This window comes from Aneurinibacillus soli (assembly GCF_002355375.1).
GTDB lineage: Bacteria > Bacillota > Bacilli > Aneurinibacillales > Aneurinibacillaceae > Aneurinibacillus > Aneurinibacillus soli.
In genome coordinates this window covers 2,652,188-2,675,284 of the sequence record NZ_AP017312.1, presented here as the reverse complement: position 1 = coordinate 2,675,284, position 23,097 = coordinate 2,652,188, and the positions used below count along the sequence as shown (strand labels likewise).

Sequence of the window (23,097 nt, the reverse complement as noted above, 5' to 3'; positions counted from 1 at the left end):
ATGTCCATAAAAGTACGACTTCTGTTATCTTACATTGCGATGCTGATTGTTCCAGTCGTTTTAACCATTGTGGTTGCTTTGATTCTAACGGTAACGAACGTAGGAAGTATTCGCAACCTAACTCATCTTGGTGAGACCGAACAAAACTTACTGCAAGAAGGGGCTAAAATATTTACAGATATAAAGGTAACAGCCGATCAAAACCCGGAGCAGCTAAAAAGCAGTGCGTATCTTGCGAAGCTCGATCAAAAGCTCTCCATTATTAATACAGGCATTATTGTCAGGCAGGATAACGATGTCATTTATGCTTCGAAGCTATTTAACGGAGAGGATATCGTGGAACACCTTCCGAGGTTTGGTCATCATCATGAGGAAACACATGATCCAGAATTTATTGGGAACCATTTGTATTTAATTAAGCAGCATGATTTTCACTTTAAAAATAAACAGGCAGGAAGTATATTTCTACTGACAAATGTAGGCCCGATCGGTCAGTTTGCACATAAGCTTATCATTATGATGGGATTTGCCGTTATACTGATTATTATTTGTACAAATGGAATCTTAACTTATACAGTTTCGCGAAGCATCATTAAGCCGTTAAGATCGTTAAAAAAAGCAGCGGAACAAATTAAAGAAGGAAATCTAAGTTTTGCTATGGAGCCGTATCGCAAAGATGAAATCGGTGAACTTGCTGCAGCGTTCGAAGAAATGCGACTCCGATTAAAAGCTTCGGTAGAGCAACAGCTCCAGTATGAAAATAACCGAAAAGAATTAATCTCGAGTATTTCCCATGATCTTAAAACCCCGATTACTGCGATTAAAGGATATGTAGAGGGGATTATGGATGGGGTGGCCGATTCGTCGGAAAAGAGAGAGCGATACATGAAAACGATTTATACAAAAGCGAATGACCTTGACAAACTGATTGAGCAGCTATTTCTCTTTTCCAAACTGGATGTAAAGAAACTTCCGTTTAACTTTGAAAACATCGATATGAATCGATATGTAGCAGACTGTACCGAAGAAATGCAGTTTGATATAGAGAGAAGTGGAATTACGCTTACGTATCATACAGACATTGAGGAACCGCTGATCGTTATCGCTGATCGAGAGAATCTAAAGCGAGTCATGACCAATATTGTGGAAAATGCAGTGAAATATATGAAGCGGGAGAATGGAACCATAGATGTATATATAACGGCAAATCAGGAAATGGTCACAATCAAAGTTCAAGATAATGGCCAGGGGATTTCAGGTGACAGGCTTCCGTTTATTTTTGATATATTTTATCGGGCAGACGTATCTAGAAATTCTGCTACAGGGGGAAGCGGGCTTGGGCTTGCTATAGCCAAACGTATTATTGAAGAGCACGGCGGGCGGATCTGGGCGGAAAGCATAGAAGGAAAAGGGACAAACATCCTGTTTACATTAAAAAGAGTACAGGTAGAGAAAAGGGGGGAAGAGAATGGAGAGAATCCTCATTATTGAAGATGAGCGCAGCATTGCTGAACTTGAGCGTGATTATTTTGAGATTAATGGCTATGCTGTTGACATTGAACAGGATGGAAATAGTGGTCTGAGGCGAGCGTTAACAGAAGAATACAATCTGATTATTCTTGACTTGATGCTGCCGGGTATAGATGGCTTTGAAATATGCAAACAGATTAGGGGTAAAAAGGATATCCCGATCCTTATGGTTTCCGCGAGAAAAGAAGAGATCGATAAAATCAAAGGATTGGGTTTTGGGGCAGATGATTACATCACGAAACCGTTTAGCCCCAGTGAGTTGGTCGCTAGAGTAAAGGCCCACCTTTCCCGGTATGAGCGGTTAATGGGAAGACGGGAACCGGTACACGACAAGATTACGATTAGAGGCATTGTGATTGATAAAACCGCAAGAAGGGTATACATCAATGATAACGAGGTGATTTTGACAACGAAGGAATTTGATTTATTTACGATGCTGGCATCCCATCCAAACCGTGTGTTTTCTAAAGAGGAGTTGTTTGACCGGATATGGGGCTTTGATTCTGTCGGAGACAATGGAACCGTAAGTGTACACATACGGAAGGTACGAGAAAAAATTGAAGTTGACCCTTCAAATCCTCAATATATTGAAACGCTTTGGGGAGCTGGCTATCGATTTAGTGTTTGAAGTAGTCAGGATTGATAAATTTTCATCGAAAAGTACAGTCGAACTTCACTATTCGCGCTGTACTTTTCTTGCTTACTCGTAGTCCGATGCAAAAAAGGAAGGTGGAAGAGCATATGGAGCAACTGTCCATTTTGTTAGTGGAAGACGAAGAGAATGTCGCACAATTTATTCAGTTGGAATTACAATTTGAAGGATATTATGTGGAAGTGGCTTCTGATGGTCAGCAGGGCTTAGAGTTATCGCAGCAAAAAGAATGGGATTTGATCCTATTAGACTGGATGCTGCCAAAACTAGATGGGTTGGAAGTCTGCCGTCGAATTCGCAAACTCAGTGAGGTTCCCATTATTATCGTAACAGCCCGGGATTATGTAGGAGATAAAATTGCCGGCCTGGATACAGGCGCAGATGATTACATTACAAAGCCATTTGAAATTGAAGAACTTCTGGCTCGCATACGAGCAAACGTAAGACGGAATAAGAAGGAACAAGCTTCAACCAATGATGGGATAGTACAGATAGAAGATTTGCTTGTAGATGAAAAGAAACGATTGGTATTTCGTTCTGGCAGTCAAATTGAATTAACGCAACGAGAATTCGAGTTGCTGCTTTTCTTAATGGAACATGCAGGTACAGTATTAACAAGAGAACGGCTATTATCTAACGTTTGGGGCTTCGATTTTGCGGGTGAGACAAACATTGTAGATGTCTATATCCGCTATCTTCGCAATAAATTGGACCGGGACTTCACACCAAAGTTAATTCAAACGGTTCGAGGAGTTGGCTATGTGCTTCGTCCGTTATAAAAATACACTGATGTTTCGGTTTACTGTGTGGTATATCGTTAGTTTGCTTGCTGTTGTCCTCCTGATTGGCATCATGATGACGGGAACGGTCAGTTATTTTCTCTTTAAAAATACGAAACAGGAAATGGAGGCAATTCAGTATAAGCTACAGATAGCTTCCCAAGAGGATAAAGTGAATTGGCAGGAAACTCTGGATGAACTGCTTTACCCAGATCATGCTAATTATTTTATCGAAATAAATGACTCAACGGGAAAAACAGTAGCGCGTTCGCGAGGTTGGGAGAAGGATTTTAACAATGAGATCCAAAAAACCCAACGTAAGTGGTTTAAGGGATTATTGTGGGATGATCAGGACGGCTTGTTCTTTGTAGATAAGAAAAGTTGGAGTCAGAAAAACGGACAAAAGGGCCAAATGCATATTGCGGTCCAGCTTAGCAATATCGAAAATCTGCTTATCTTGATCGTGAAAGTACTAGGATTAACGACAGTAGTTGGCGCGCTTATCGGTTCTTTTTTGATCTATCATTTGACACGCCGCAACATGCGTCCGTTACTTGCCATTACGGATGCCGTTGATAACATGAAGCATTTCCCTAATCTGAGTAAACGGATTCCGGTGCCAGAAGGTCCGCAAGAATTAACGAATTTGTCTAGTACCTTTAATACAATGCTACAAGAACTAGAAAGGCAGTTTGAACGTGAAAAGGGGTTTATCGCAGATGCTTCCCATGAATTGCGGACTCCGCTTACTGCTTTGCGAGGCAATCTTAAGCTGTTAAAACGACGGGGAAAAGATAACCCTGAAATCTTTGAGAAATCTATTGCATCCATGGATGAAGAAGGACTTAGAATGCAACGGCTCATTTCTCAGCTGTTAGAATTAGCGCGTTCCGATCATGTACAGACCAAAAAAATAAAAGTGAATGTAGCAACCGTAATACAGGACGCTGTAGAGGAAACGTGGCAGGATAGCAATGGCATTTCCTTAACATGTGAGGTAGATGAGAGAATTTTTGTGCTGGGCGATATAGATCAACTTAGACAAGTAACCGTGATCTTACTTGAAAACGCGAAGAAATATACGAATACAGGGGGGAGTGTAAAAATATTCGCCCAACAGAAGGGTGATCATGTTGAAGTGAGTGTTCAAGATAGCGGCATAGGAATTCCTGAGGAAGATATACCGAAAATATTTAATCGATTTTATCGTGTAGATAAAGCACGCTCGCGGAAAACAGGCGGGACTGGTTTAGGATTATCGATTGCAAAGCAATTGGTGGAGCTGCACAATGGAGCGATTGACGTACAAAGTGTAGAAGGGAAGGGGAGTATATTTACTGTCTATCTTACGTCGGCTAGTACTTCTCAGTGAATTTTCATATTTTTACCCAAAAATTTCTAACTCCTAAAACTCTCTTAATAAAGAAAACATATACTATACATGTGGTTTCATGATCATAGAGATGAGGAGTGGAGAAACGATGAACGAGTTGATGAAAGGGAAAAAAGGTCTTGTACTTGGCGTAGCAAACGAAAACAGCATTGCCTGGCACATCGCGAAAAAACTGGCAGATGAAGGGGCAGAGCTAGCTTTTACGTACCAAAATGAAAAAACGGGAAAGTACGTACTTCCACTTTTTGAATCAATCGGCAGTCGTTTTTATGAGATTATGGATATTACTGATCCAGAGAACACGAAAATGGTTATGAAAAAGCTGGACAAGCATTTTAAGGGAGAACTTGATTTTGTTGTCCATTCTATTGCAGGTGGTCCGCAGCGCGGCGAACTATCTGGAAAATATATTGACACATCAAGGGAAGGATTCACCCAATCGATGATTATAAGCGTGTATTCTTTGAATGTCGTATTAAAAGAAACACGTCATATGCTGCGGGGACGAAATGCTTCTGTGATTGCGATGTCGTATTATGGTTCGGAAAAAGTGGTGACGAACTACAATGTGATGGGCGTGGCTAAAGCAGCGCTTGAGAGCAGCATTCGCTACTTGGCAGCTGATCTTGGGGAAGAGGGAATTCGTGTGAATGGTCTGTCTCCAGGTACAATTAAAACCCGTGCGGCGAGCGGTATTGGGGGTTTTGATGAATTGTATGATTACACAAGCAAGCATGCTCCGCTGAAGCGGAACGTAACAACCGATGAGGTGGCGAACGCCTCCTTGTTTTTACTGAGCGATTTAAGCTCGGGCATTACGGGTGACATTGTGTATGTGGACGCTGGATATAACTTGATGGGAATTGATTTGCATAAAGAGGCGGAGGATGTGCGCACACCTGTAGAAATCAGTATATAACGACTTGAAAGAAGGTCAAAATCCATGTAACCTTATGTTGAATGAATAAAACAATAACTATCACCAAGAAATGAGAGGCTTACTTGTATGATTAAAGCAATTATTTTTGACCTCGATGATACGCTACTATGGGATCAAAAGAGTGTAAAAGAGGCTTTTGTAGCTACCTGCAATGCAGCAAAGAAAAAATATGATATTGATCCTGAAATACTTGAGGAAGCTGTACGAAAAGAAGCAAGAGAACTTTATTCTTCCTATGAAACGTATTCCTTTACACAAATGATCGGCATCAATCCATTTGAAGGATTATGGGGTAATTTTTTAGATGATGATGACAATTTTAAAAAGTTAAAAGCAGTTGTCCCGGCATATCGCAAGGAAGCATGGACAAGAGGACTAAAAGCAGCTGGAATCGACGATCCTGAATTTGGATATGAATTAGCAGAGCGATTCCCTGTTGAGCGCAGGAAGAATCCATTTGTATATGAAGAAACGTTCAACGTATTAAATGAACTAAAAGGAAAGTATCAACTCTTGCTTTTAACGAACGGTTCACCTGATTTACAAAATACAAAATTGGAGATTACTCCAGAGCTTGTTCCATATTTTGATCATATTGTAATCTCTGGTGCATTTGGCAGAGGTAAGCCTGACCCTTCTATTTTCGAACATGCGTTAACACTGATGTCCCTACAAAAAGATGAAGTAATTATGGTCGGTGATAACTTAATGACAGATATTTTGGGTGCGTCTCGTGCCGGTATAAATTCAGTGTGGATAAACCGCCACGACAAGGAACGAAATGAAGTCATTCCTGATTATGAAATCAAACACTTAGAGGAGCTTTACTCTATTCTGGATACGCTTTAAAAAATATAAAATTATGGGTAGTGCCAGCGTTGTCGCTAACACTACCCATTCTTACTTTGTACACGATACTTGTTATACCTGACCTTGATTTTTATGAAGGGACGTAAAATGGAAATACAGACCGATTGCTAGTGAAATAAGAATAACGCTTATTGATGTCCATTGTGCTGCTGTCCAGTGAAACAGATACCTTGGAGAATCGCCACGAAGCATCTCTAATACAAATCGTCCTGTGTTATACAGGATATTATAAGCAAGAAATAAATAACCTCGTTTTAATCTTCTCTGCATGAGAATCATTAGGATAGCGAAGATGATAACATCCATTTGCCCCTCCCATACTTCGGCAGGCCACAACGGTTGATCTCCGTATCTTTCCCTTGCAAGTGTACCTTCGGGATACAAAATGCCGAAATTGCTTCCTGTTGGATCCCCAAAAGCATCCCCATTCATGAGATTGGCATCTCGGCCAATGCTTTGTCCAAGCACGAGACCAGGGGCGCATAAATCAGCCATTTCCCAAAAAGATAACGAGTGTTTTCGTACATACCAGATTCCAACTAAAATAGCTCCTACAATCCCTCCCTGAATGGATAATCCACCATGCCAGATCGCAATGATTTCTTCCGGGTGTTGCGAGTAAAATCCCCAGTCGAAGAAAAATACAGCCCAAAACCTTGAGCCAATAAGGGCTCCAATCATTAATGGAATGAGCAGGTTTAATAAATGCTCAGCAAGATGATCTTTTTTCTGTAGCTTGGCTAATGTTACCGTAAATCCTGTGCCAAGAATAATAGCTAAAACAAACAACAAGCTGTACGAGCGAATAGGAAAAGACCCGATGTATGTAATGTATTGATGCAAACCAACCACTTCTTTCTATGGAATCAGTGCTCTTTAGCTCCGAGTATATATTATCATAAGAAGGATGTAAAACCAGAGTGGGTGACCTGTGTCAGTAGCTGCTTTTTTTCATTGACGTTAAATTAGAAATCATGGTTAAATATCTGTATAAATGTTAACCAAATAAAAATATAAGTTAACAAAAACAATTAGTAAAAAATTCTTAATTTTTAAATTTGTTTTTACTTATTAAGTAGACGAGAGGACAAGTTACGATGGAAAACCATTCTCTTTATAGTTTACGAATGCGTGCAGCACAGGGGGGAGCCCATGAATGTGGGGGGCTTCATATTTCAGGAGGAGAGAGGCTAAGTACAGCCGAAGATGTGGAAATACTCGTAAGCCAGCTGCTTCGCAAAGCAATGAGTCATAGCCGTGGCACAGCAGATTTTATCTCGATCGTCATGGAAAAGGTAGATCAGCAGGAAGTTGAGTGTCTATCTCCTCTTCCGATTTTGACATATGACGTACATACACCCGAAGAAGGAAGACAGCAGGCGGCTATGTTACTGAAGCAGCTTTTTATTTCAGATACAGCCATTCAGAACGGGTTGGACATGCTTGCCTCTTCGCATAATTGGCGGGGAGCGGTGTTACTTGATAGTCAAAGTGGAAAACGGATCGATAATCGCGGCGATCGGGGGATACGGGTATCTCGCATGGATTGGGAAAAAAGTAAGTACCACTTGTGGCAGAATCAATATCCCTCCCTTACGTCTTCCCGTATTGCAGAAGCGATTGCTTTAGCAACGAAAGTCGCAGGCTCTCCTTATACAGTAGCGGAACTTTGCTGGTCCGATGATCCCGAGTATGTGACAGGATATGTGGGAAGCAGTGAGATGGGGTACTGTAGGATTTCTCATTTAAAAAGAAAGGGTGAGCTTTCCGGCGGGCGGATATTTTTTGTAAAAGAAGGAACAGACATTGAGTCATATATTGAGTATCTGGAACGAAAGCCGGTCTGGATTGGATAAGGAGGAAGTTGCCATGGACGCTTTTGAAGCAGCGCTAAGGGAGACTCTAGATAAAACAGAAGCAAAGGGCTTGCTTCGTACACTTCGAGTTGTCGAGGAGGACAAGAACATTCGTGTGTTCTCTACGAATAATTATCTTGGACTCGCCACAGATGAGAAAATGAAGGAAGCGGCGGCACAAGCGATTCAATTGTATGGAACAGGGAGCGGCGGTTCTCGCCTGACAACGGGTAATTTTACGTTGCATGAACAGCTCGAAAAAAGAATCGCTTCCTTTAAAAGAAAAGAAGATGCGATTGTATTTAGCAGCGGGTATTTGGCGAATCTCGGAATCATCTCCGCTCTTATGAGAGAAGGGGATGCGATTTTCAGCGATGCATTAAATCATGCGAGCATCATTGATGGTTGTCGCATGAGCAAAGCGCAAACGTTCATTTATCAACATGCCAATATGCAAGACTTAGAGGAAAAATTACAGCGAGCGGTTCATAGTAAAAAGAAACTAATTGTGACAGATGGAATTTTCAGCATGGACGGTACGATTGCGCCACTTCCAGAGATTGTAGAGCTAGCCGAGCGATACGGAGCATGGGTGATGGTAGATGATGCACATGCAACGGGGGTACTCGGAAAAACAGGGGCGGGCACAGCGGAACACTTCGGATTAAGCGATAGAGTCCAGCTGACAATGGGAACGTTAAGTAAAGCAATTGGAGCAGAAGGAGGATACGTAGCCGCTGCTGCATCGGTCACGAACTATTTGCGTAATTATGCACGTTCGTTTATTTTTCAAACCTCCCTTTCACCTGGTGTGGTAGCGGCCGCAATGAAAGGGATTGAACTCATTCAGTCTGAGCCGGAACGTCGGCAGACATTACAAGAGAATGCGACCTATATGCGATCCGGTCTTCAACAATGTGGCTTCACGCTGATTGAAGGAAACACACCGATTATTGCGGTTATCATCGGCGATGCGAAACAAGCCGTTCACTTCTCCCGCCTCCTAGAAGAAGAGGGAATATTCGCTCCGGCGATCCGTCCACCTACTGTTGCCGAAGGGTCAAGCCGAATTCGGGTAACCGTCATGGCTACACACACGATTTCCGAAATCAAGAAAGCGCTTGCTAGTTTTGAGAAGATCAGGAAGGAAATCGGGATTATTGGATAACCATTTGTTTATAAGAGAGGGAGGTTGTCATAATGGTAGAAAATATCGTACAGGCAAGCAGGTTCAATCCATTATCACCAGAGTTTCGGACAAATCCATATCCATTTTACGATGCACTTCGGGCTGCAGCTCCAGTACACTGGATGTCCTCGATTGATCAGGAAGCATGGTTTGTCACAAGTTATAAAGAGGCGTTCTCGATTCTCAAAGATTGTCGCTTTGAAAAGCGGATGAGAATTCCTGAAACTTCTGAGGCGTATGGACCTCTTGCTCATATCCAAAAAAATATGATGCTTTTCAAAAATCCACCCGATCACACGCGGTTGCGGATGCTCGTAAGCAAAGCATTCACCCCTCATATGATCGAAAGGCTGTATCCGTATATAGAAGAAACAGTGAATGAGCTTCTTCATAAGGCACAGCATACAGGGAAAATGGAGCTCATCTCGGAGTTTGCTTTTCCACTACCTGTCATTGTCATTACGAAAATGCTAGGCATACCGGTTGACGATCGTGACCAGTTCAGAGAATGGGCGAATGTTTTGATTCGCACCATTGATTTAAGCAGAACGGACGAGTCGCTCGAGCAAGGTGGAGAGGTTGCCAGAAATCTCGTAGGATACTTCCATAGTCTTATCGGACAGCGTCGTCAACATCCCCAGAATGATTTAATGAGTCAGCTCATTCAGGCAGAAGAAGAAGGCGATCGATTGAATGAAGACGAGCTAGTAGCCATGTGTATCTTGTTGTTGGTTGCTGGACATGAGACTACGATGAATCTGATCGGGAATGGAATGCTTTCCTTGTTGCAGCATCCTCAGCAATGTGAAAAATTAAGAGAAAACCCTGCGCTTATTTCAACAGCTATTGAGGAAATTTTACGATATGAGAGCCCGACACAAATGACGGTTCGCTTTGCAACAGAAGACGTTGAAATCGGTGGAAAGGTCATTCGAAAAGGGCAGCAAGTTTATATCGTGTTAGGAGCAGCGAATCGAGATCCGGAAGTGTTTTCCGACCCGGACCAACTAGATATTACTCGAACGCCGAATCATCATCTTGCATTTGGAACAGGTATTCATTTCTGTTTAGGTGCTCCGCTGGCACGTCTGGAAGCGGAAATTGCTATTCGTACGTTACTGCAGAGGGTGCCTACACTGAAGCTGGACACGAATATACCACAATGGAGAGGCTTGATTGGTTTTAGAAGTCTGCACGCCTTGCCCGTTTCTTTTGAAAAAACTCGGTAACTGTAATGAATAAAAAGTTACGAATAAAAGAGATAGTCATAAGCCTCCCACTCATCCGGGAGGCTTATTTATTTAAAAAAATTCCCCTTTGCAATAACTTTATTACAAAACAACAGTCTAACTTTATAAGCAAGGGAGGAATTACAATGAAACGGAACTATATCGTAATTATTTTACCGCTATTACTTATGGGACTTGGGGCAACGATTTTATATACAAGACTTCCTTTTTACAAAGAAACGCTCCTACTAATCTTAGTTTCTATAATCGCGATTACTTTTCTATCAGAGAGATTTATTTTTTTGTACACCATTATCGTTATGCTTGGTTTTGGTATATTTTTGACCTCATATGCTTTTATCCATAAAAATCAGGAACATATCCAAATTGATTATATGTATATCCATGTACTTTTGAGTGCTTTTTTATTAACCTATTGGGTTTTGAATGTTTACGTAAAACGAGTTGTTCAGGAGAATGATCTTTTGAAGTATAAGCTTACCAGCCTTCAAAGATATGAAGTAAATACCCATCTACTGACCACATCGGAATTCAAGGAACGAGCGAAAATTTTATATCAAGGCACTCAAAGGCGTGATGAACAACTATGGTGGTTGAGTCTTTATATCCGTCGCACGGACAACAGAATATTGCAAAGCGTGAAAGAACGATTAGGAAAAATCGCATTAGAAAGTGTACGCTCAGAGTTTGATATTGTCACAGCTAATCATAAAACGATCATTATCCTCCTGCAAAATACAAACGAAGAAGGCGTACAAGTGGTGGAAAAAAGAATACGGCAAAGAACCCGAGCGATTTTCAATAACGTTGAGTATCCGTTTTACTGTGAAAAAAAGTTAATTAAACAGGCTGAGCAGATTACAGAAGCGGTAAAGGAGAGTAAACCATGACAAGTTTTTTAGTCATCATCATGATTTTCTTTTGGCTCCTACTCCTTTTCTATTCTGTTGTCACGATTGGAGGGGTATGGTATCGAATTCGTTATAAATCTCTTCTGCCACTACAAACATATCCAAGTGTCGCCGTGCTGATTCCTGCCCATAACGAGGAGGTAGTCATTGAAGATACATTGAATGCGATGACTCGCCTGGAATACGAAGGTCCATTACATATTTTTCTGCTGGATGACAATTCAACAGATAACACTGCAGAAATTGCGAAATGCTTTTCTTCCGTGTTCTCTAATATCCACTATATCCCGGTCCCTCCAGGTGAGCCAAAAGGCAAATCAAGAGTCCTAAATTACGGATTAAAGATTTCTACTTCGGACTATTTTATTGTTTATGATGCTGATAATCAGCCTGAAGCGGATGCGATTCAAAAATTAGTGGAAACAGCAGAAACAACGAAACATGCAGCTGGTGCAGTGGGATATGTCAAAACTATTAATGCAAATGCAAATCCGTTGACCAAAATGATTGGTTTAGAGTTTCAAGTCTTTCAATTGTTGATGCAATGCGGCAGGTGGGCCTTGTTTAAACTTGGTTCTTTAGCGGGTACGAACATGCTTCTCCGTCGCTCCGTTCTCGAAAAAATGGGAGGGTATGATGTATTTGCTCTGGCAGAAGATGCAGAATTGACGGTACGGCTAACGGCAGCAGGTTATCTCCTTCCCGTTGTTCCTGATTCAAGAACATGGGAGCAGGAGCCTGAACGCATTAACATCTTCATAAAACAGCGTACTAGGTGGTTAACGGGGAATCTTTATTTATTAGAAAAATCATTTCATGAACTTTCCCACTGGAAAGGGAAGACGTTTATTTTAACACTTCAGCACTTGCTAACCTATTTTGTTTTTATTGTCCTGCTGCTGTTCTCAGATATCTTTTTCATTATGAGTATGCTTGGAATAGAACTTCCCAATATAGCAGCTCCTCTGCTGCTACTTTGGTTTATGAGCTATGTGGTGTATACGATCCAGTTGCTAAGTGCGATTGTAATTGATCGAAATGTATCACCGTCAAACGTATTTTTTATGTTGATTATGTATTTCACCTATGCGCAGATCTTTATTATTTTATTAATCCGAAGTACATTTTCATATGTTCTGAGTCGAGTACGGGGACAGACAATCTCATGGGACAAAACGAAACGTTTTAAGCAGGAGGAAACCGAGCAATGAAAAGAAAATGGTTCCTTTTCACTGTCCTCATTGTTCTCGTTTCTTTGGTAGGAATTTTTTTATTCATGAAAAAGACCCACCCATTGGTGCAACGGACAGTAGTCTCAAAGTATTCTGAAGGAGATTCTCTTATACATGCTTATCCAAATGATGCTCAGTCACAGGTTCTGTCTGAGAGTGTTGGTTTGTATATGAAGTATCTTTTAATGGAGCATGATGCGGATGCTTTTGATCAGCAAGCTCAGCATCTAAAAGAGCGCTTCATTGTAAAAAGGGGACAAAACACATTTATTCAATGGGTGTTGGGGCCAGATACAAGCGCGAATGCTTTAATAGACGACGTGCGAATTATTCATGCTTTGAATGAAGGAGCAAAACAATTTCATAAAAAAGAATATCAGGAGTTAGCTACTATCGTGGCATCCTCCATTGAAAGAAGTCAAAAAAAAGACGGCTTTTATGTTGATTATGTGGAATGGCATTACAACCAAACAGCCTCACGCATCACATTAAGCTATTTGACCCCTGAATTTTTTAAAAGTCTGTCTCAAGCACAGAAAAACCAGAAACTGCTGAAAAACGTATCGAGTCAATCTGTATTTTTCCCGGAGTATTATGACCTAGAAGATAAGCAATTTAAAAGCGCTCCTGACGTGCATATGATTGACCAAGTTCTTATTGCCATGAATCGTGAAAGTTTTGGGATTTCCTCTCCTACATTTGAAAAATGGATCATATCAGAGTGGACATCACACAAAAAAATTATGGGCCAATATGATCGTAAATCGCTCAAGCCGTCCGTTTCCTACGAGTCTTTATCTGTGTACGCCTATATCGCTACCTACTTTCATCTCATTGGCCAAGAATCTTTAGCGAAAGAAGTGGAACAAAGAGCGGATGTAATGGCTAGAAGCGGAGTATTAAACCAGGCTCATTTTTTTGACTATATTTTATTTGAAACGATGAAAAAAAGTCTCCCGGATAGTGGGAGGCTTTTCGTTTAACTCCTCAGCCATTTTAGATAGCATAATAGAGGCTAACTACGCATTACTGTATCTGCGGGATAATTCCTATTCTTTTGTGTTCATACCCATACTTTTCTAAATACCTATACTTCTCTTCTATGTCAATTGGACGCCAACCATAGCATAGTCTTTCGGCATCATTAATCCATTTGTGATTAAAACAACAGAGTTTCCGTATACAGCCCTCATCCTTTGCCCACCAGCAGTTTTTACAAGTTCTATAGTCTTTTTTGTTATGCATGTCTCATCCCCCCACTTTATACGCAAAACACCACATAAAGTTATTTACGGTGTTTACGATACATACATTTGAAGGGAAAATTTTATTATTTTTTCTTACAGACTAATGAACCAATTTGCAGCGATACAGCTGAGGCAGGTGATTGTCATGGGAAAATCTGCTTGTGTAATAGGTTCCGGTATAGTATAAACCGAAGAAGGTTTTATCATTTCAGCCGAGAAGACTCCCACTTCTAAGCGATAGCGAAAGTGGGGGATGAATCGGCTTCGGACGAGGGAAGGCTTTTGCCTTCTCGCAAGTCCAACTGTTTTCTCCCTAAACGGTCAGGTACAATGGGATGGAGGAGGTGAAACATACATGGTCAAACATAAAGGATTCAAATTCCGCATCTATCCAAACGAGGAGCAGGCTATACTCATTAACAAATCCATCGGGTGTGTTCGCTATGTGTTCAATCACTTCCTGGCGAAACGGAAAGAAGTGTATGAGACAGATCAAAAGACACTGAGCTACAAGGCTTTTTCGGCTCTTTTGACGAAGTTAAAAAAAGAAATCGTCTGGTTAAAAGAGCCCGATTCTACCGCCTTACAAAATGCATTGCAAGACCTGGATGAGGCGTATCAAAAGTTCTTCAAAGAGAAAACAGGATACCCCAAATTCAAAAGTAGAAAGAATCGCAGGCAGTCGTACAATACGACGAACAATAAGGATGCCATTCGCATAGAAGGGACGCATATCCGACTTCCGATTAAAGAAGTTCAGAAAAGAAATGAGCAAATTGCTCAATTAAATCAGCAAGTAGCAGATTTAAACAGTAAATTATCTAGCACAACGGATGAAAAACAGAAAGAAGAATTGCGGAAACAAATAGCAAGCTTGAAAAGCCAAATTGACTCTGTAGGCAATGCTCAACAAATGGATATGTTACGGCTTCAAAGTCTCTCGAACAAACGTAATGAAGCATTCGATACAATGACGAATTTCGTTAAAAAAATGCAGGATAGCAGAAATTCGATCATCGGTAATATGCGATAAAACAATTCAAAGCCACTCTCTGGAGTGGCTCAGACTGTCAACAAATCCGAAAAAATTCGGGTTTGCCGACAGTCTTTTTTGTATAATTAAGGAACAGAGACACGGGTGCTGATTAACGCTCTAAAATCATTGATTATTCTATGATGGGATACCCGGTTATGAAACCTAAATTTTTATGATCTTCAATCACCCGCGGTGAAGCCATAACGTATAGCGAAATTTATGTAGGGAGAGGGAGCAGTGTATTATAGATGAAACTCATAGATTTAGCTAATAAATTGATTCCAGCTGAAATTCCAGTTCATGAGATATCGTTGACTATTCTCTCACAAGAAAAGAGATTGCCAGCACCTGCGTTTTGGCCAAAGCCAAACGACATTTATAAAGCGGGTATTATGGTTCCAGAGCTTAAACTTGAGGATTCCATAAATACCATTCAAGAGTCTGTTCCAGATGATCCGTGTATTATTACAACAATTGAGAATTTGCTCAAAGAAAATAAAATAATAGGTTGGCAGGAGGCTATGAGTCCTCATATTTATGCTAGCTTCTCCATCCTACATGAATTAGGACACTGGTATGATTACCAAGATAGGTATGTGGCGGCAGGGTTAGGGGGGGCCAAGTATCTTTCCGATTATTCAGAAGAGCAATCTAAATTACGGCTTAATGAATTAATAGAACTTACTAGGAAGCAAATAAAAGGTAGTCAAGCACATATACAGTACCTAGCCTTATTCCATAAAAGATATCGTGAGCACCCGTTTGAGCAAATCGCGGACCAATTTGCCATCTGCAAATTGAGAGAATTAATAAAATGAGCGAGCAGTTAATAGTGCAGAAAGATTCGTTTTAACGGGCTAAGTTCTGGTCTTTCGATTCGATGCGGAGTACAAGTTACTTAACTAACGGGAATCTATAGTTGAGTAATACGAGAAATAAACACATGACGACCACAAATTAGACATATCTAATTTGTGGTCGTCCTTTATTTTCTTATATTTTTTTAATTAGGTCTTGATAAGCAAGCCAAGTAGAGGGGGAAACCGAATATATATGCTCCTTTATTATACCATACAGAACGGGGGAGCAGAGAATGGGAAGTTTACGACTAAGAGAAATCACAAATAATCTGCAAGCTCAGAACGTGAAAGTAGACTTGAATACAGGGAACCAGGACAAGCTTTATCTGGTAGCTGGTGGAGCTTTATATGAAATTCCGATGCCTCAATTCGGTAACTTAGAAGAAACGATTGTAGAAGGGAAAGTCGTTGACCTTGGCTGTAGAGAGAACATTCGTATACCGGGGAGAAGCAGAAAGCTAAAATAGTTATTCGCTGAATAACCTATTTTCCTTACAAGAATACACTAAAGCACAAAGATAATTTAAAACCGTTATTTATTTTTAACAATGCTTCTTCTTATGGTGACAATGTTTAATTGGCATAATGGAAACAATTTCTTGCATCCGGATGAAAGACACGGCGTGCATAGTCTCAAGTACGATATGATCCGGCTTCACATCTATGAGTCTGCCGGCGTGTTTATCACGAACAGTTTCAATTACTACATCATGCCCGATCAATGTACACAGCGTTTGGAAAAGATATGGATTTACTGGACACACATAATGAACATGGTGCATGTGGTGCATTCCGCCATGCATAGGATACATTGCACCCATCACAGGGGCGTTCGGCATTGGCATTGTTTCGCCCATCACAGGAGCGTTTGGCATTGGCATTGTTTCACCCATTACAGGGGCATTTGGCATCGGAGCCATTGCTCCTTGTACTGGAAAATTGGGCATTGGGGCAACTCCTTGCATTGGATGCATTACCATTCGATACATTTCATCCTGTGTTGTGTATGGTGACATTGGTGGAACCTGATAATTTTCACCTTGTAATTGATGCTCTTGAGAACTCATCTTTCCATCTCCCTTCGTATTTGAACAGTTACATCCTATGTGAATACCTAGAGAGATGAACGTATGTTAACAAAGATTGGGCTCTATGATTAATTGAATACGTCTGACCAAACATTGGAGGACACCACTTTAGTAAGCTTAGGCAGCTATATAGCGGCTGTGTAAAGGCTTATTAGTGGTGTCCTCTTTTTATTTACCCCAGAAGGAGGAGAAACAGAATGGCACCACGATTCAGTGAATACCTGGATGCAGAGAAAAAGAAGCAATTAAATGCTATGCGTAAGCCAAAGAAGAAACGGGAGCCGAAGCAGCAGCCAAACAAGACGACAACAGAAAATCTATCCGAACGAGAGTGGCGCCAGTTGATGGAAGGTCGTCGGACATACAGGTGCGGACCGGGCGGAGCATATCGCCAACGCAGATCCTAACCAGTACATCAAATAAAATTAATCCAGGAGGACTCTACCATGCAAACAATCAATCCTAACCACCAATATATCGAAGACGTATGCAGCAAGTGCCCGGGAACACAATGGGGGAAGCGTGCAAAGTGTCGTATTCATGATATGCATATTGGACAAGTAGTATCGTGCCAGCAGTGGGAAGAGAAAGAAGCAGCTAAATTCCAGAATCATAATGGACAGCTTGCCTTCACAAGTCTGTAACCTGCTTTAGAATTGCTGCATGTAGCTCAGGAGGCTCTAGACGGATATGCTTGGATGGTGAATCAGATCGAAGTACACCAAGAGACTAATCGCCAAGGTATGGGCAGAGAAGACGCTGGCGCCGGTACTGCCCAATATGGAATCGAAGCTACTTTACCAAAGGCACAAGGTATCAACTCTGATCCAGTATTCCGAGCTGCTAAAAAGAATCTACGGATGTGGGAGCGAATGAAGCGATATGAGAGAACGGTTAAGATGGTAGAAGAGTTTGCGGAGAGCTATACACTTCCTGATAAAGAACAGATTGTATTAGAAGGTGTCATGGATGGTGAAAAAATGATGAACATCGCTAAAGAAATCGGTATTTCCCGTACTCGTGCACAGGAATTGAAAAATGAGGTAGTTAAGAAGTTTGCATGGTGGATTCATGATAATAAAAAAGCTGACGAGAAGGTGTCCTGCTAGTAGGCGGGCACCTTTTTTAATCTTAGTTACGGATCGTTTTTAGTAAGCCGGGAGAGAAATTATCATTTGGAAATATCAAATATTAGCTGTATGACGAATAAAGAGGACCACACCTAGTAAACAAGTGTAGCCCGCTTATCAATCCTCTTTTCAGTTCTCTTTCACTTTTGAGGAGGGTTCACAGGGATTTTTATATGCCACGGGATTTCTTCACATATATTATAAGTTTTTACCGTATCGTGTATGAATGGAAAAGCCTTAGGAATATGCACCAGCTTAAAGTTCATCGCAATCCTTGTCACAAACTCTAATTCTTCTACTGACGGTATAGGGTTTTTCATCTCCCACATCGTCGTTACAACCGGTTGGAACATGGACGTAGACGAGAGTGTTGGTGGTCTATCATCATTATTATTGAATAGAAACGCCCATTTCGCGTTGTTACCTTGATCCATCGATAGATTCTCAACCGTAATATCAGGAATGTTTACAGAGGTAGAATTCGTTACCGTGTAACTATCTGACGCGGTAGCTGTTAGTTGATCTCCGAACACTCCGATACTCCCGCTGAACGTATGCGAAAGGCTAGTCGTGTATGTAGTAGAGCCAACCGTAGTGTCGGGTGAGTTAGATAGGAGGGGGAAATCGTTAGGGTTGTTCGGGAAGTTATGTGACGTAGTCTCAATTGTATAGTCTATCGCGAAGTAACCGGCAATAACATAACCTAAAGTATCATCATCCACATTGTGCTTATACATTTTATTAGGGTTCAAAGAAAAACGTTGCTCAATGGCAAAGAAATCAGAAACACTACCTGTCTCCGGAGTAACAGCCGAAACAGCTAGTCCAACTACAGTCAATTGACCAACGAACGGCCCTTGGTCGGAATTGATAGTAAAATTTTGTGTACATAAAATATTAGACCGCTGTGCCCATAAATCATCAGCCATGTGAAACCTCCAATTATATCTTATGAGTTGTTATACCTGCTACCCTTGTTTACTTATTCCCCTTCGCCTCCTGGTTCACCGCCACCTCCTGCTGGATCACCACCCGGAGCCTCACTGCCACCTCCAGCTGGATCACCACCCGGAGCTTCACCACCACCGGCTGGTTCACCGCCTTGTCCCCCTCCAGCTCCCGGTTCAGGACCTGCGCCACCACCTTGCCCAGGTGCTTCACCACCTCCTGCGATTCTTTCTTCTGGACTAGGAGGCATTTGTCCTCCGTGTCTCTCAGCCCAGTGCTCAGAGTTAGCTTGTGAAAGCCATCCTGGATGTTCTGTGATGTCTTCTACATAATTTCCGGTCATATCCTGCTGGTTGAACTCCGCACGACAAAACGGACACTCCGGTTTTTGCATGTTGTATACACACTCTTGATGCATACGCGTATCCGGAAACTGATCACTTCCATGTCCACAAGGTAACTCGAGAAAGTTGTAGACATCAGTTTCGTAACAGAGCTTACATTCCATAGCGGCATTCGGATAAATCGTTTTGATAGGCAAATTCTTACTCTCCCTTTGTGCATAAAAATTAAAATATTCTAAAATAAATTCTATAATGACATTACATTATCCTTCCAATTTCATGCGATAAATTACAAACCTAACTAATGAGATGTCTACAAATAATAAAGTTTAAGGTTGCCGCTACGTTTATTCTTAAATGTAGTCTAAAACTTATTTTTTTAAAGCTGACGATTTTGCATTTCGAAAAGTCGTGGCGTATCGACATTTCCGACACCACCGACACTTTTTGATAACTGGATAGCTCGGGTGTTAAACTGAGTGCAACGAAATATTTCAAGAGAGCCGTTCTGTACAGGGGGCAGCTTTTCTTATTACTTCACTCCTCAAAGCTCTCATTTGGCGAAGACATCAATACAAGCAGGGGCAAATGCTTGCAGAGAAGAGCACACCTCCTGGTTCTCCTTTCTTCCGGTAGACCGTATGCCGTGTATTAAGGAGTGGATCGCGGCGGCTCTCTGATGCCGAAATAAATCAGGGAATTACAAAATAACTCCTGAAAAAAGAAAAAGACACCCATAAAGGATGTCGAGATGTTAGGGTATAAAACGATAACTTGGACATGTAATTATTGTAATACAGTAACTAGACATAGATAAATAGATTGACCGTATTCTTCATAAAAACCAAATACTTTCCACATAAAGTTAATATTCAGAGGGCGCAGCATAACGTTGCGCTCTTTTTATTTACTCGAAATAGAAGGGGGGAGCATAAGTTTGGACGGTTAGCAAGAATTAAATCACTCTATTTCTTGCTTGTATTCTGATAATTATCATATATTATCACACCAACAATCAATATATAGAATTTTATTTTTAAAAAAATACTATATATTGATTTCTTTCGTGTATAATTACACAAGAACGGATAATCACATCTAACAAGTCGGGTGGATACATAAAAAAATCTTGGTGATTGTTGTTCACAAATAATAACCAATAGATTGGGGATGATGATATGAATGAGAATAAAATAAAAATCTTGGCCATCTCTGGAAGTCTTCGCAGTAATTCGTCTAACACCGCGCTTGTGCGTGCTATTGCTAATTTATCACCTAAGAACATTGACTTCACAATCTATAACGGATTGGGAGATCTTCCACATTTTAATCCTGACATCGATATTGATGATCATGAACCACCTGCAGTCAAAGATTTACGTACACAGCTTAAAGAAGCAGACGGTGTTCTTATATGCACACCAGAATATGGTAACGGTGTGCCTGGCGTTTTAAAAAATGCCCTGGACTGGATCGTATCCTCAGGCGAGTTTATGAATAAGCCCACAGCGGTAATCAGTGCGTCACCATCCCCTATGGGCGGTGATAAAGCGCATGCTTCACTTCTACTTACCCTTAAAATGATCGATGCTACGATTGTGGAAGGGGGAACAATGATGATACCACACATCGGTTTGAAATTAAATAAAGAAGGTATTATTACAGATCTCGATACGAAACAAAAGTTACTATCTGTGCTATGGATGCTTGAGCAGGCTTGCCACTAATCAGATCGACCTACGAATGAGGGTTATTATACTAATGAGAATCGATAGTCGAATAATGTGTTATGATGGAAAAAATAGATTTTTTGGGAGGGAGTAAGATGGTTACATGCTATCTGAAATATGTTATCGACCCGTATAAAGTAAAGGAATTCGAAGAATACGGTAAGATGTGGATTCGATTAGTTAATAAATTAGGCGGTATACATCAGGGTTATTTCCTCCCGCATGAAGGTGCCAATAATATTGCTTATGCCTTATTCACTTTCCCTAGTTTAGCAGCATATGAAGAGTACCGTGTAAAGATGACATTGGATGCCGAATGCCAGGAAGCCTTTAAATTTGCAGAAGAAACGAAATGTATTTTAAGTTATGAGAGAAGCTTTATGCGACCTATATTCGAGTGAACACAAAAAATATACATATCTTGTCCAACTAACAATTTAGAGCACCACCCATCTTCTTTCTCTAAACATTGCGATCAATGAAGGGAAGAGACTATCAATAGCTGTGATAAATGCGGTTATAAGATACGGGGAGATGAAGGTAATGATTTCGGGATAATTTATTCCTTAGATGTTGCTCCTGCTTACTGCAGAAATTGCGGAAATGCTTATCCTTGGACTGAGGAAGCGCTAAAAGCTGCTAAAGAATTAGCAGATGAAATCGATGGACTAACATCCGATGAAAAAGAGTTATTAACTCAACTTTGCCTAGCTACATCAAGGCTTACTTGCCTGATTTAGGCTGCGAAAGTTGAGTATCTAACTATTGATGGTATATATTACAAGGGTCAATAGACTGATCATAAGATTGAATATTATAGTTTCTAAAGCTGCCCATCTTAGGCGGCTTTTTTTCTGTCCTGTAGCTCAATAGGTTAGAGCACTTCGCTTATAACGGAGAGGTTGTGGGTTCGATCCCCACCAGGACAATTTCGCTCTCCTACCATGTTGTAGAGAGAGACATCCGGACTTCGCAAAGCGATAACCGGTTTTTTATTTTGGGTGGGGTAATGCACTATATATACGGAGGGACGGACCGTGGTGCATAAACAGAAAGGTAGGTGAAAGAAATGAAACCAACAGTAGGACGAGTAGTGTACTACAAATCGTACGGAACGCCAGGCGGAGAATATCAGAGCGAGGATCGCGCAGCCATCGTAACAGCGGTAAAGGATGCGGATGCAGGTGTTGTTGACCTGTGTGTGCTGAATCCAACAGGCATGTTCTTTAACCAGAACGTGCAGCAAGGAAACGAGGGTGGCCAGTGGGACTGGATGCCTTACCAGAAAGAGCAGCACCGTAAAATGGTCGAGGAAGAAGCGGTGAAGTAATCAGCATTACCAAATTGATTAATATTCATGCATGTATCAATAATGATCAGTTTTTCAGTGTACGTCGCGGTAATTTCCTGCCCGGCGTTGACTATCTGTATATCAGGTAGTGAACGTAAGGCAGGAAAGAAGATCGTTAAATAAATTTATTCTAAAAATGTAATTCAAGTCACAGATACCAATCTTTCCTAATGATATAATCAAATATATCTTAAGGATCGATGAAAGGTAGGAATGAATGATCATGAAAAAGAAACTTATTGGTGGACTTATGGTTGTAGCTATGGCATTTTCAGGCGCAGGAGCAGTGTCTGCTGCTGGTATTAGCAATGTAAATAGTATTGATTTAAGTAGCATGGATTTAGAAACAGCTTTAATGCAGGTTCAATCGCAACGAGCACAATTGTTAGATTCTCAGATCCAAAATCAAATTAAAGAAGTTCAGAGAAAAAACGAACAGATTGCTCAATTAAATCAGCAAATAGCAGAGTTAAATAGGAAATTATCTGACGCAACAGATGAAAAGCAGAAAGAGGAATTACAGAAACAAATTGCAAATGTAAAAAGTCAACTTGACTCTCTGAGCAACACGCAACAAATGGATATGCTTCGTCTCCAAAGTATGTCCAACAAGCGAAATGAAGCCTTTGATGTGATGACGAACTTCGTCAAAAAGATGCAAGATAACAGAAGTTCAATCATCGGTAATATGCGATAAGAAAATCAAGAGTCACTCTACCAGATTTTATTTAGAATCAACGAATTATAATAACCCTTATTCA

The 23,097-nt window shown here is 40.9% G+C and carries 27 protein-coding genes and 1 tRNA gene; 24 read left to right on the top strand and 4 right to left on the bottom strand.

The features are described 5' to 3' along the window. The 6 genes from CB4_RS13520 to CB4_RS13495 all read left to right on the top strand — a co-directional run bounded on the left by CB4_RS13520 (window position 1) and on the right by CB4_RS13495 (window position 6,143). Window positions 1-1,491 (top strand): sensor histidine kinase, encoded by a 1,491-nt coding sequence (locus tag CB4_RS13520; protein ID WP_096466308.1) that lies wholly within the window; start codon window positions 1-3, stop codon window positions 1,489-1,491. Continuing rightward, on the top strand, window positions 1,469-2,158 hold the full coding sequence (locus CB4_RS13515; protein WP_096466307.1) for a response regulator transcription factor: 690 nt from the start codon (window positions 1,469-1,471) through the stop codon (window positions 2,156-2,158). The genes CB4_RS13520 and CB4_RS13515 overlap by 23 nt, the downstream gene beginning before the upstream one ends. A gap of 113 nt (window positions 2,159-2,271) precedes the next feature. Then, complete coding sequence (locus CB4_RS13510) at window positions 2,272-2,961, top strand: response regulator transcription factor (RefSeq protein WP_096466306.1); 690 nt, start codon at window positions 2,272-2,274, stop codon at window positions 2,959-2,961. Window positions 2,962-2,971: 10 nt separating this feature from the next. Further along, window positions 2,972-4,333, top strand: a complete 1,362-nt coding sequence (locus tag CB4_RS13505; protein WP_231956005.1) for a sensor histidine kinase — start codon at window positions 2,972-2,974, stop codon at window positions 4,331-4,333. Window positions 4,334-4,442: 109 nt separating this feature from the next. After that, on the top strand, window positions 4,443-5,273 hold the full coding sequence (locus CB4_RS13500) for an enoyl-ACP reductase FabI (RefSeq protein WP_096466304.1): 831 nt from the start codon (window positions 4,443-4,445) through the stop codon (window positions 5,271-5,273). An 87-nt stretch (window positions 5,274-5,360) separates the two neighbouring features. Further along, window positions 5,361-6,143, top strand: coding sequence for an HAD family hydrolase (locus tag CB4_RS13495; protein WP_096466303.1), 783 nt, complete (start codon window positions 5,361-5,363; stop codon window positions 6,141-6,143). A gap of 72 nt (window positions 6,144-6,215) precedes the next feature. Here CB4_RS13495 and lgt read toward each other — a convergent pair whose 3' ends face one another. Next, window positions 6,216-6,953, bottom strand: a complete 738-nt coding sequence (lgt, locus tag CB4_RS13490) for a prolipoprotein diacylglyceryl transferase (protein WP_331713158.1) — start codon at window positions 6,951-6,953, stop codon at window positions 6,216-6,218. 308 nt (window positions 6,954-7,261) lie between these two features. Here lgt and bioW point away from each other — a divergent pair, with 308 nt between their 5' ends. From bioW to CB4_RS13440, 9 genes are all read left to right on the top strand, one after another. Continuing rightward, on the top strand, window positions 7,262-8,020 hold the full coding sequence (gene bioW, locus CB4_RS13485; RefSeq protein WP_096466301.1) for a 6-carboxyhexanoate--CoA ligase: 759 nt from the start codon (window positions 7,262-7,264) through the stop codon (window positions 8,018-8,020). Between the two features lie 13 nt (window positions 8,021-8,033). Continuing rightward, window positions 8,034-9,188: an 8-amino-7-oxononanoate synthase gene (gene bioF, locus CB4_RS13480; protein WP_096466300.1), complete on the top strand. Its 1,155-nt coding sequence runs from the start codon at window positions 8,034-8,036 to the stop codon at window positions 9,186-9,188. Between the two features lie 32 nt (window positions 9,189-9,220). Continuing rightward, the gene (locus tag CB4_RS13475; RefSeq protein WP_096466299.1) at window positions 9,221-10,438 is read left to right on the top strand and encodes a cytochrome P450; all 1,218 of its coding nucleotides are present in this window, start codon (window positions 9,221-9,223) and stop codon (window positions 10,436-10,438) included. A gap of 146 nt (window positions 10,439-10,584) precedes the next feature. Then, window positions 10,585-11,349, top strand: coding sequence for a hypothetical protein (locus tag CB4_RS13470; protein ID WP_096466298.1), 765 nt, complete (start codon window positions 10,585-10,587; stop codon window positions 11,347-11,349). Further along, on the top strand, window positions 11,346-12,581 hold the full coding sequence (locus CB4_RS13465; protein ID WP_096466297.1) for a glycosyltransferase family 2 protein: 1,236 nt from the start codon (window positions 11,346-11,348) through the stop codon (window positions 12,579-12,581). Before CB4_RS13470 ends, CB4_RS13465 begins: the two co-directional genes overlap by 4 nt. Then, the gene (locus CB4_RS13460) at window positions 12,578-13,585 is read left to right on the top strand and encodes a hypothetical protein (RefSeq protein WP_096466296.1); all 1,008 of its coding nucleotides are present in this window, start codon (window positions 12,578-12,580) and stop codon (window positions 13,583-13,585) included. The genes CB4_RS13465 and CB4_RS13460 overlap by 4 nt, the downstream gene beginning before the upstream one ends. Before the next feature lie 619 nt (window positions 13,586-14,204). Continuing rightward, window positions 14,205-14,882: a helix-turn-helix domain-containing protein gene (locus tag CB4_RS21970; RefSeq protein WP_309146611.1), complete on the top strand. Its 678-nt coding sequence runs from the start codon at window positions 14,205-14,207 to the stop codon at window positions 14,880-14,882. 251 nt (window positions 14,883-15,133) lie between these two features. After that, complete coding sequence (locus CB4_RS13445; protein ID WP_096466294.1) at window positions 15,134-15,703, top strand: hypothetical protein; 570 nt, start codon at window positions 15,134-15,136, stop codon at window positions 15,701-15,703. A 275-nt stretch (window positions 15,704-15,978) separates the two neighbouring features. After that, window positions 15,979-16,212 carry a hypothetical protein gene (locus CB4_RS13440; protein WP_096466293.1) on the top strand — a complete coding sequence of 78 codons (234 nt, stop codon included), beginning with the start codon at window positions 15,979-15,981 and terminating at the stop codon, window positions 16,210-16,212. Window positions 16,213-16,287: 75 nt separating this feature from the next. On the opposite strand, the gene CB4_RS21585 is transcribed toward CB4_RS13440, so the two are convergent. Further along, entirely contained in the window at window positions 16,288-16,812 is a 525-nt protein-coding gene (locus CB4_RS21585; protein ID WP_231956004.1) for a DUF2642 domain-containing protein, read from the bottom strand. A gap of 218 nt (window positions 16,813-17,030) precedes the next feature. On the opposite strand from CB4_RS21585, the gene CB4_RS13430 reads away from it, so the two are divergent. The 3 genes from CB4_RS13430 to CB4_RS13420 are packed head-to-tail and all read left to right on the top strand — an operon-like array spanning window position 17,031 to window position 17,942. Beyond that, window positions 17,031-17,240: a hypothetical protein gene (locus CB4_RS13430; RefSeq protein ID WP_096466292.1), complete on the top strand. Its 210-nt coding sequence runs from the start codon at window positions 17,031-17,033 to the stop codon at window positions 17,238-17,240. Window positions 17,241-17,279: 39 nt separating this feature from the next. Further along, on the top strand, window positions 17,280-17,477 hold the full coding sequence (locus CB4_RS13425; protein ID WP_096466291.1) for a hypothetical protein: 198 nt from the start codon (window positions 17,280-17,282) through the stop codon (window positions 17,475-17,477). A gap of 54 nt (window positions 17,478-17,531) precedes the next feature. Next, a complete protein-coding gene (locus tag CB4_RS13420) occupies window positions 17,532-17,942 on the top strand; it encodes a hypothetical protein (RefSeq protein ID WP_096466290.1) in 411 nt (136 codons plus the stop codon). A gap of 161 nt (window positions 17,943-18,103) precedes the next feature. On the opposite strand, the gene CB4_RS13415 is transcribed toward CB4_RS13420, so the two are convergent. Then, window positions 18,104-18,892 (bottom strand): hypothetical protein, encoded by a 789-nt coding sequence (locus CB4_RS13415; protein WP_096466289.1) that lies wholly within the window; start codon window positions 18,890-18,892, stop codon window positions 18,104-18,106. Between the two features lie 53 nt (window positions 18,893-18,945). After that, a complete protein-coding gene (locus CB4_RS13410; RefSeq protein WP_096466288.1) occupies window positions 18,946-19,452 on the bottom strand; it encodes a hypothetical protein in 507 nt (168 codons plus the stop codon). 981 nt (window positions 19,453-20,433) lie between these two features. Between CB4_RS13410 and CB4_RS13405 the strand changes: the two genes are divergently transcribed. From CB4_RS13405 to CB4_RS13380, 6 genes are all read left to right on the top strand, one after another. Next, a complete protein-coding gene (locus tag CB4_RS13405; RefSeq protein ID WP_096466287.1) occupies window positions 20,434-20,982 on the top strand; it encodes an NADPH-dependent FMN reductase in 549 nt (182 codons plus the stop codon). Window positions 20,983-21,080: 98 nt separating this feature from the next. Then, window positions 21,081-21,386 carry an NIPSNAP family protein gene (locus tag CB4_RS13400; RefSeq protein ID WP_096466286.1) on the top strand — a complete coding sequence of 102 codons (306 nt, stop codon included), beginning with the start codon at window positions 21,081-21,083 and terminating at the stop codon, window positions 21,384-21,386. 93 nt (window positions 21,387-21,479) lie between these two features. Continuing rightward, window positions 21,480-21,725, top strand: a complete 246-nt coding sequence (locus tag CB4_RS22040; RefSeq protein WP_096467743.1) for a DUF2321 domain-containing protein — start codon at window positions 21,480-21,482, stop codon at window positions 21,723-21,725. Between the two features lie 115 nt (window positions 21,726-21,840). Then, a tRNA-Ile gene (locus tag CB4_RS13390) sits at window positions 21,841-21,914 on the top strand. A gap of 140 nt (window positions 21,915-22,054) precedes the next feature. Next, window positions 22,055-22,315: a hypothetical protein gene (locus tag CB4_RS13385; RefSeq protein WP_096466285.1), complete on the top strand. Its 261-nt coding sequence runs from the start codon at window positions 22,055-22,057 to the stop codon at window positions 22,313-22,315. Between the two features lie 244 nt (window positions 22,316-22,559). Next, window positions 22,560-23,033 carry a hypothetical protein gene (locus tag CB4_RS13380; RefSeq protein ID WP_096467742.1) on the top strand — a complete coding sequence of 158 codons (474 nt, stop codon included), beginning with the start codon at window positions 22,560-22,562 and terminating at the stop codon, window positions 23,031-23,033. Window positions 23,034-23,097 lie beyond the last annotated feature (64 nt).

What these genes read in the sequence shown, in the direction of transcription:
- CB4_RS13520 (WP_096466308.1), top strand. Translation starts at nt 1, where the DNA reads ATGTCCATAAAAGTACGACTTCTGTTATCTTACATTGCGATGCTGATT.
- CB4_RS13515 (WP_096466307.1), top strand. Translation starts at nt 1,469, where the DNA reads ATGGAGAGAATCCTCATTATTGAAGATGAGCGCAGCATTGCTGAACTT.
- CB4_RS13510 (WP_096466306.1), top strand. Translation starts at nt 2,272, where the DNA reads ATGGAGCAACTGTCCATTTTGTTAGTGGAAGACGAAGAGAATGTCGCA.
- CB4_RS13505 (WP_231956005.1), top strand. Translation starts at nt 2,972, where the DNA reads ATGTTTCGGTTTACTGTGTGGTATATCGTTAGTTTGCTTGCTGTTGTC.
- CB4_RS13500 (WP_096466304.1), top strand. Translation starts at nt 4,443, where the DNA reads ATGAACGAGTTGATGAAAGGGAAAAAAGGTCTTGTACTTGGCGTAGCA.
- CB4_RS13495 (WP_096466303.1), top strand. Translation starts at nt 5,361, where the DNA reads ATGATTAAAGCAATTATTTTTGACCTCGATGATACGCTACTATGGGAT.
- bioW (WP_096466301.1), top strand. Translation starts at nt 7,262, where the DNA reads ATGGAAAACCATTCTCTTTATAGTTTACGAATGCGTGCAGCACAGGGG.
- bioF (WP_096466300.1), top strand. Translation starts at nt 8,034, where the DNA reads ATGGACGCTTTTGAAGCAGCGCTAAGGGAGACTCTAGATAAAACAGAA.
- CB4_RS13475 (WP_096466299.1), top strand. Translation starts at nt 9,221, where the DNA reads ATGGTAGAAAATATCGTACAGGCAAGCAGGTTCAATCCATTATCACCA.
- CB4_RS13470 (WP_096466298.1), top strand. Translation starts at nt 10,585, where the DNA reads ATGAAACGGAACTATATCGTAATTATTTTACCGCTATTACTTATGGGA.
- CB4_RS13465 (WP_096466297.1), top strand. Translation starts at nt 11,346, where the DNA reads ATGACAAGTTTTTTAGTCATCATCATGATTTTCTTTTGGCTCCTACTC.
- CB4_RS13460 (WP_096466296.1), top strand. Translation starts at nt 12,578, where the DNA reads ATGAAAAGAAAATGGTTCCTTTTCACTGTCCTCATTGTTCTCGTTTCT.
- CB4_RS21970 (WP_309146611.1), top strand. Translation starts at nt 14,205, where the DNA reads ATGGTCAAACATAAAGGATTCAAATTCCGCATCTATCCAAACGAGGAG.
- CB4_RS13445 (WP_096466294.1), top strand. Translation starts at nt 15,134, where the DNA reads ATGAAACTCATAGATTTAGCTAATAAATTGATTCCAGCTGAAATTCCA.
- CB4_RS13440 (WP_096466293.1), top strand. Translation starts at nt 15,979, where the DNA reads ATGGGAAGTTTACGACTAAGAGAAATCACAAATAATCTGCAAGCTCAG.
- CB4_RS21585 (WP_231956004.1), bottom strand. Translation starts at nt 16,812, where the DNA reads ATGAGTTCTCAAGAGCATCAATTACAAGGTGAAAATTATCAGGTTCCA.
- CB4_RS13430 (WP_096466292.1), top strand. Translation starts at nt 17,031, where the DNA reads ATGGCACCACGATTCAGTGAATACCTGGATGCAGAGAAAAAGAAGCAA.
- CB4_RS13425 (WP_096466291.1), top strand. Translation starts at nt 17,280, where the DNA reads ATGCAAACAATCAATCCTAACCACCAATATATCGAAGACGTATGCAGC.
- CB4_RS13420 (WP_096466290.1), top strand. Translation starts at nt 17,532, where the DNA reads ATGGTGAATCAGATCGAAGTACACCAAGAGACTAATCGCCAAGGTATG.
- CB4_RS13415 (WP_096466289.1), bottom strand. Translation starts at nt 18,892, where the DNA reads ATGGCTGATGATTTATGGGCACAGCGGTCTAATATTTTATGTACACAA.
- CB4_RS13405 (WP_096466287.1), top strand. Translation starts at nt 20,434, where the DNA reads ATGAATGAGAATAAAATAAAAATCTTGGCCATCTCTGGAAGTCTTCGC.
- CB4_RS13400 (WP_096466286.1), top strand. Translation starts at nt 21,081, where the DNA reads ATGGTTACATGCTATCTGAAATATGTTATCGACCCGTATAAAGTAAAG.
- CB4_RS13385 (WP_096466285.1), top strand. Translation starts at nt 22,055, where the DNA reads ATGAAACCAACAGTAGGACGAGTAGTGTACTACAAATCGTACGGAACG.
- CB4_RS13380 (WP_096467742.1), top strand. Translation starts at nt 22,560, where the DNA reads ATGAAAAAGAAACTTATTGGTGGACTTATGGTTGTAGCTATGGCATTT.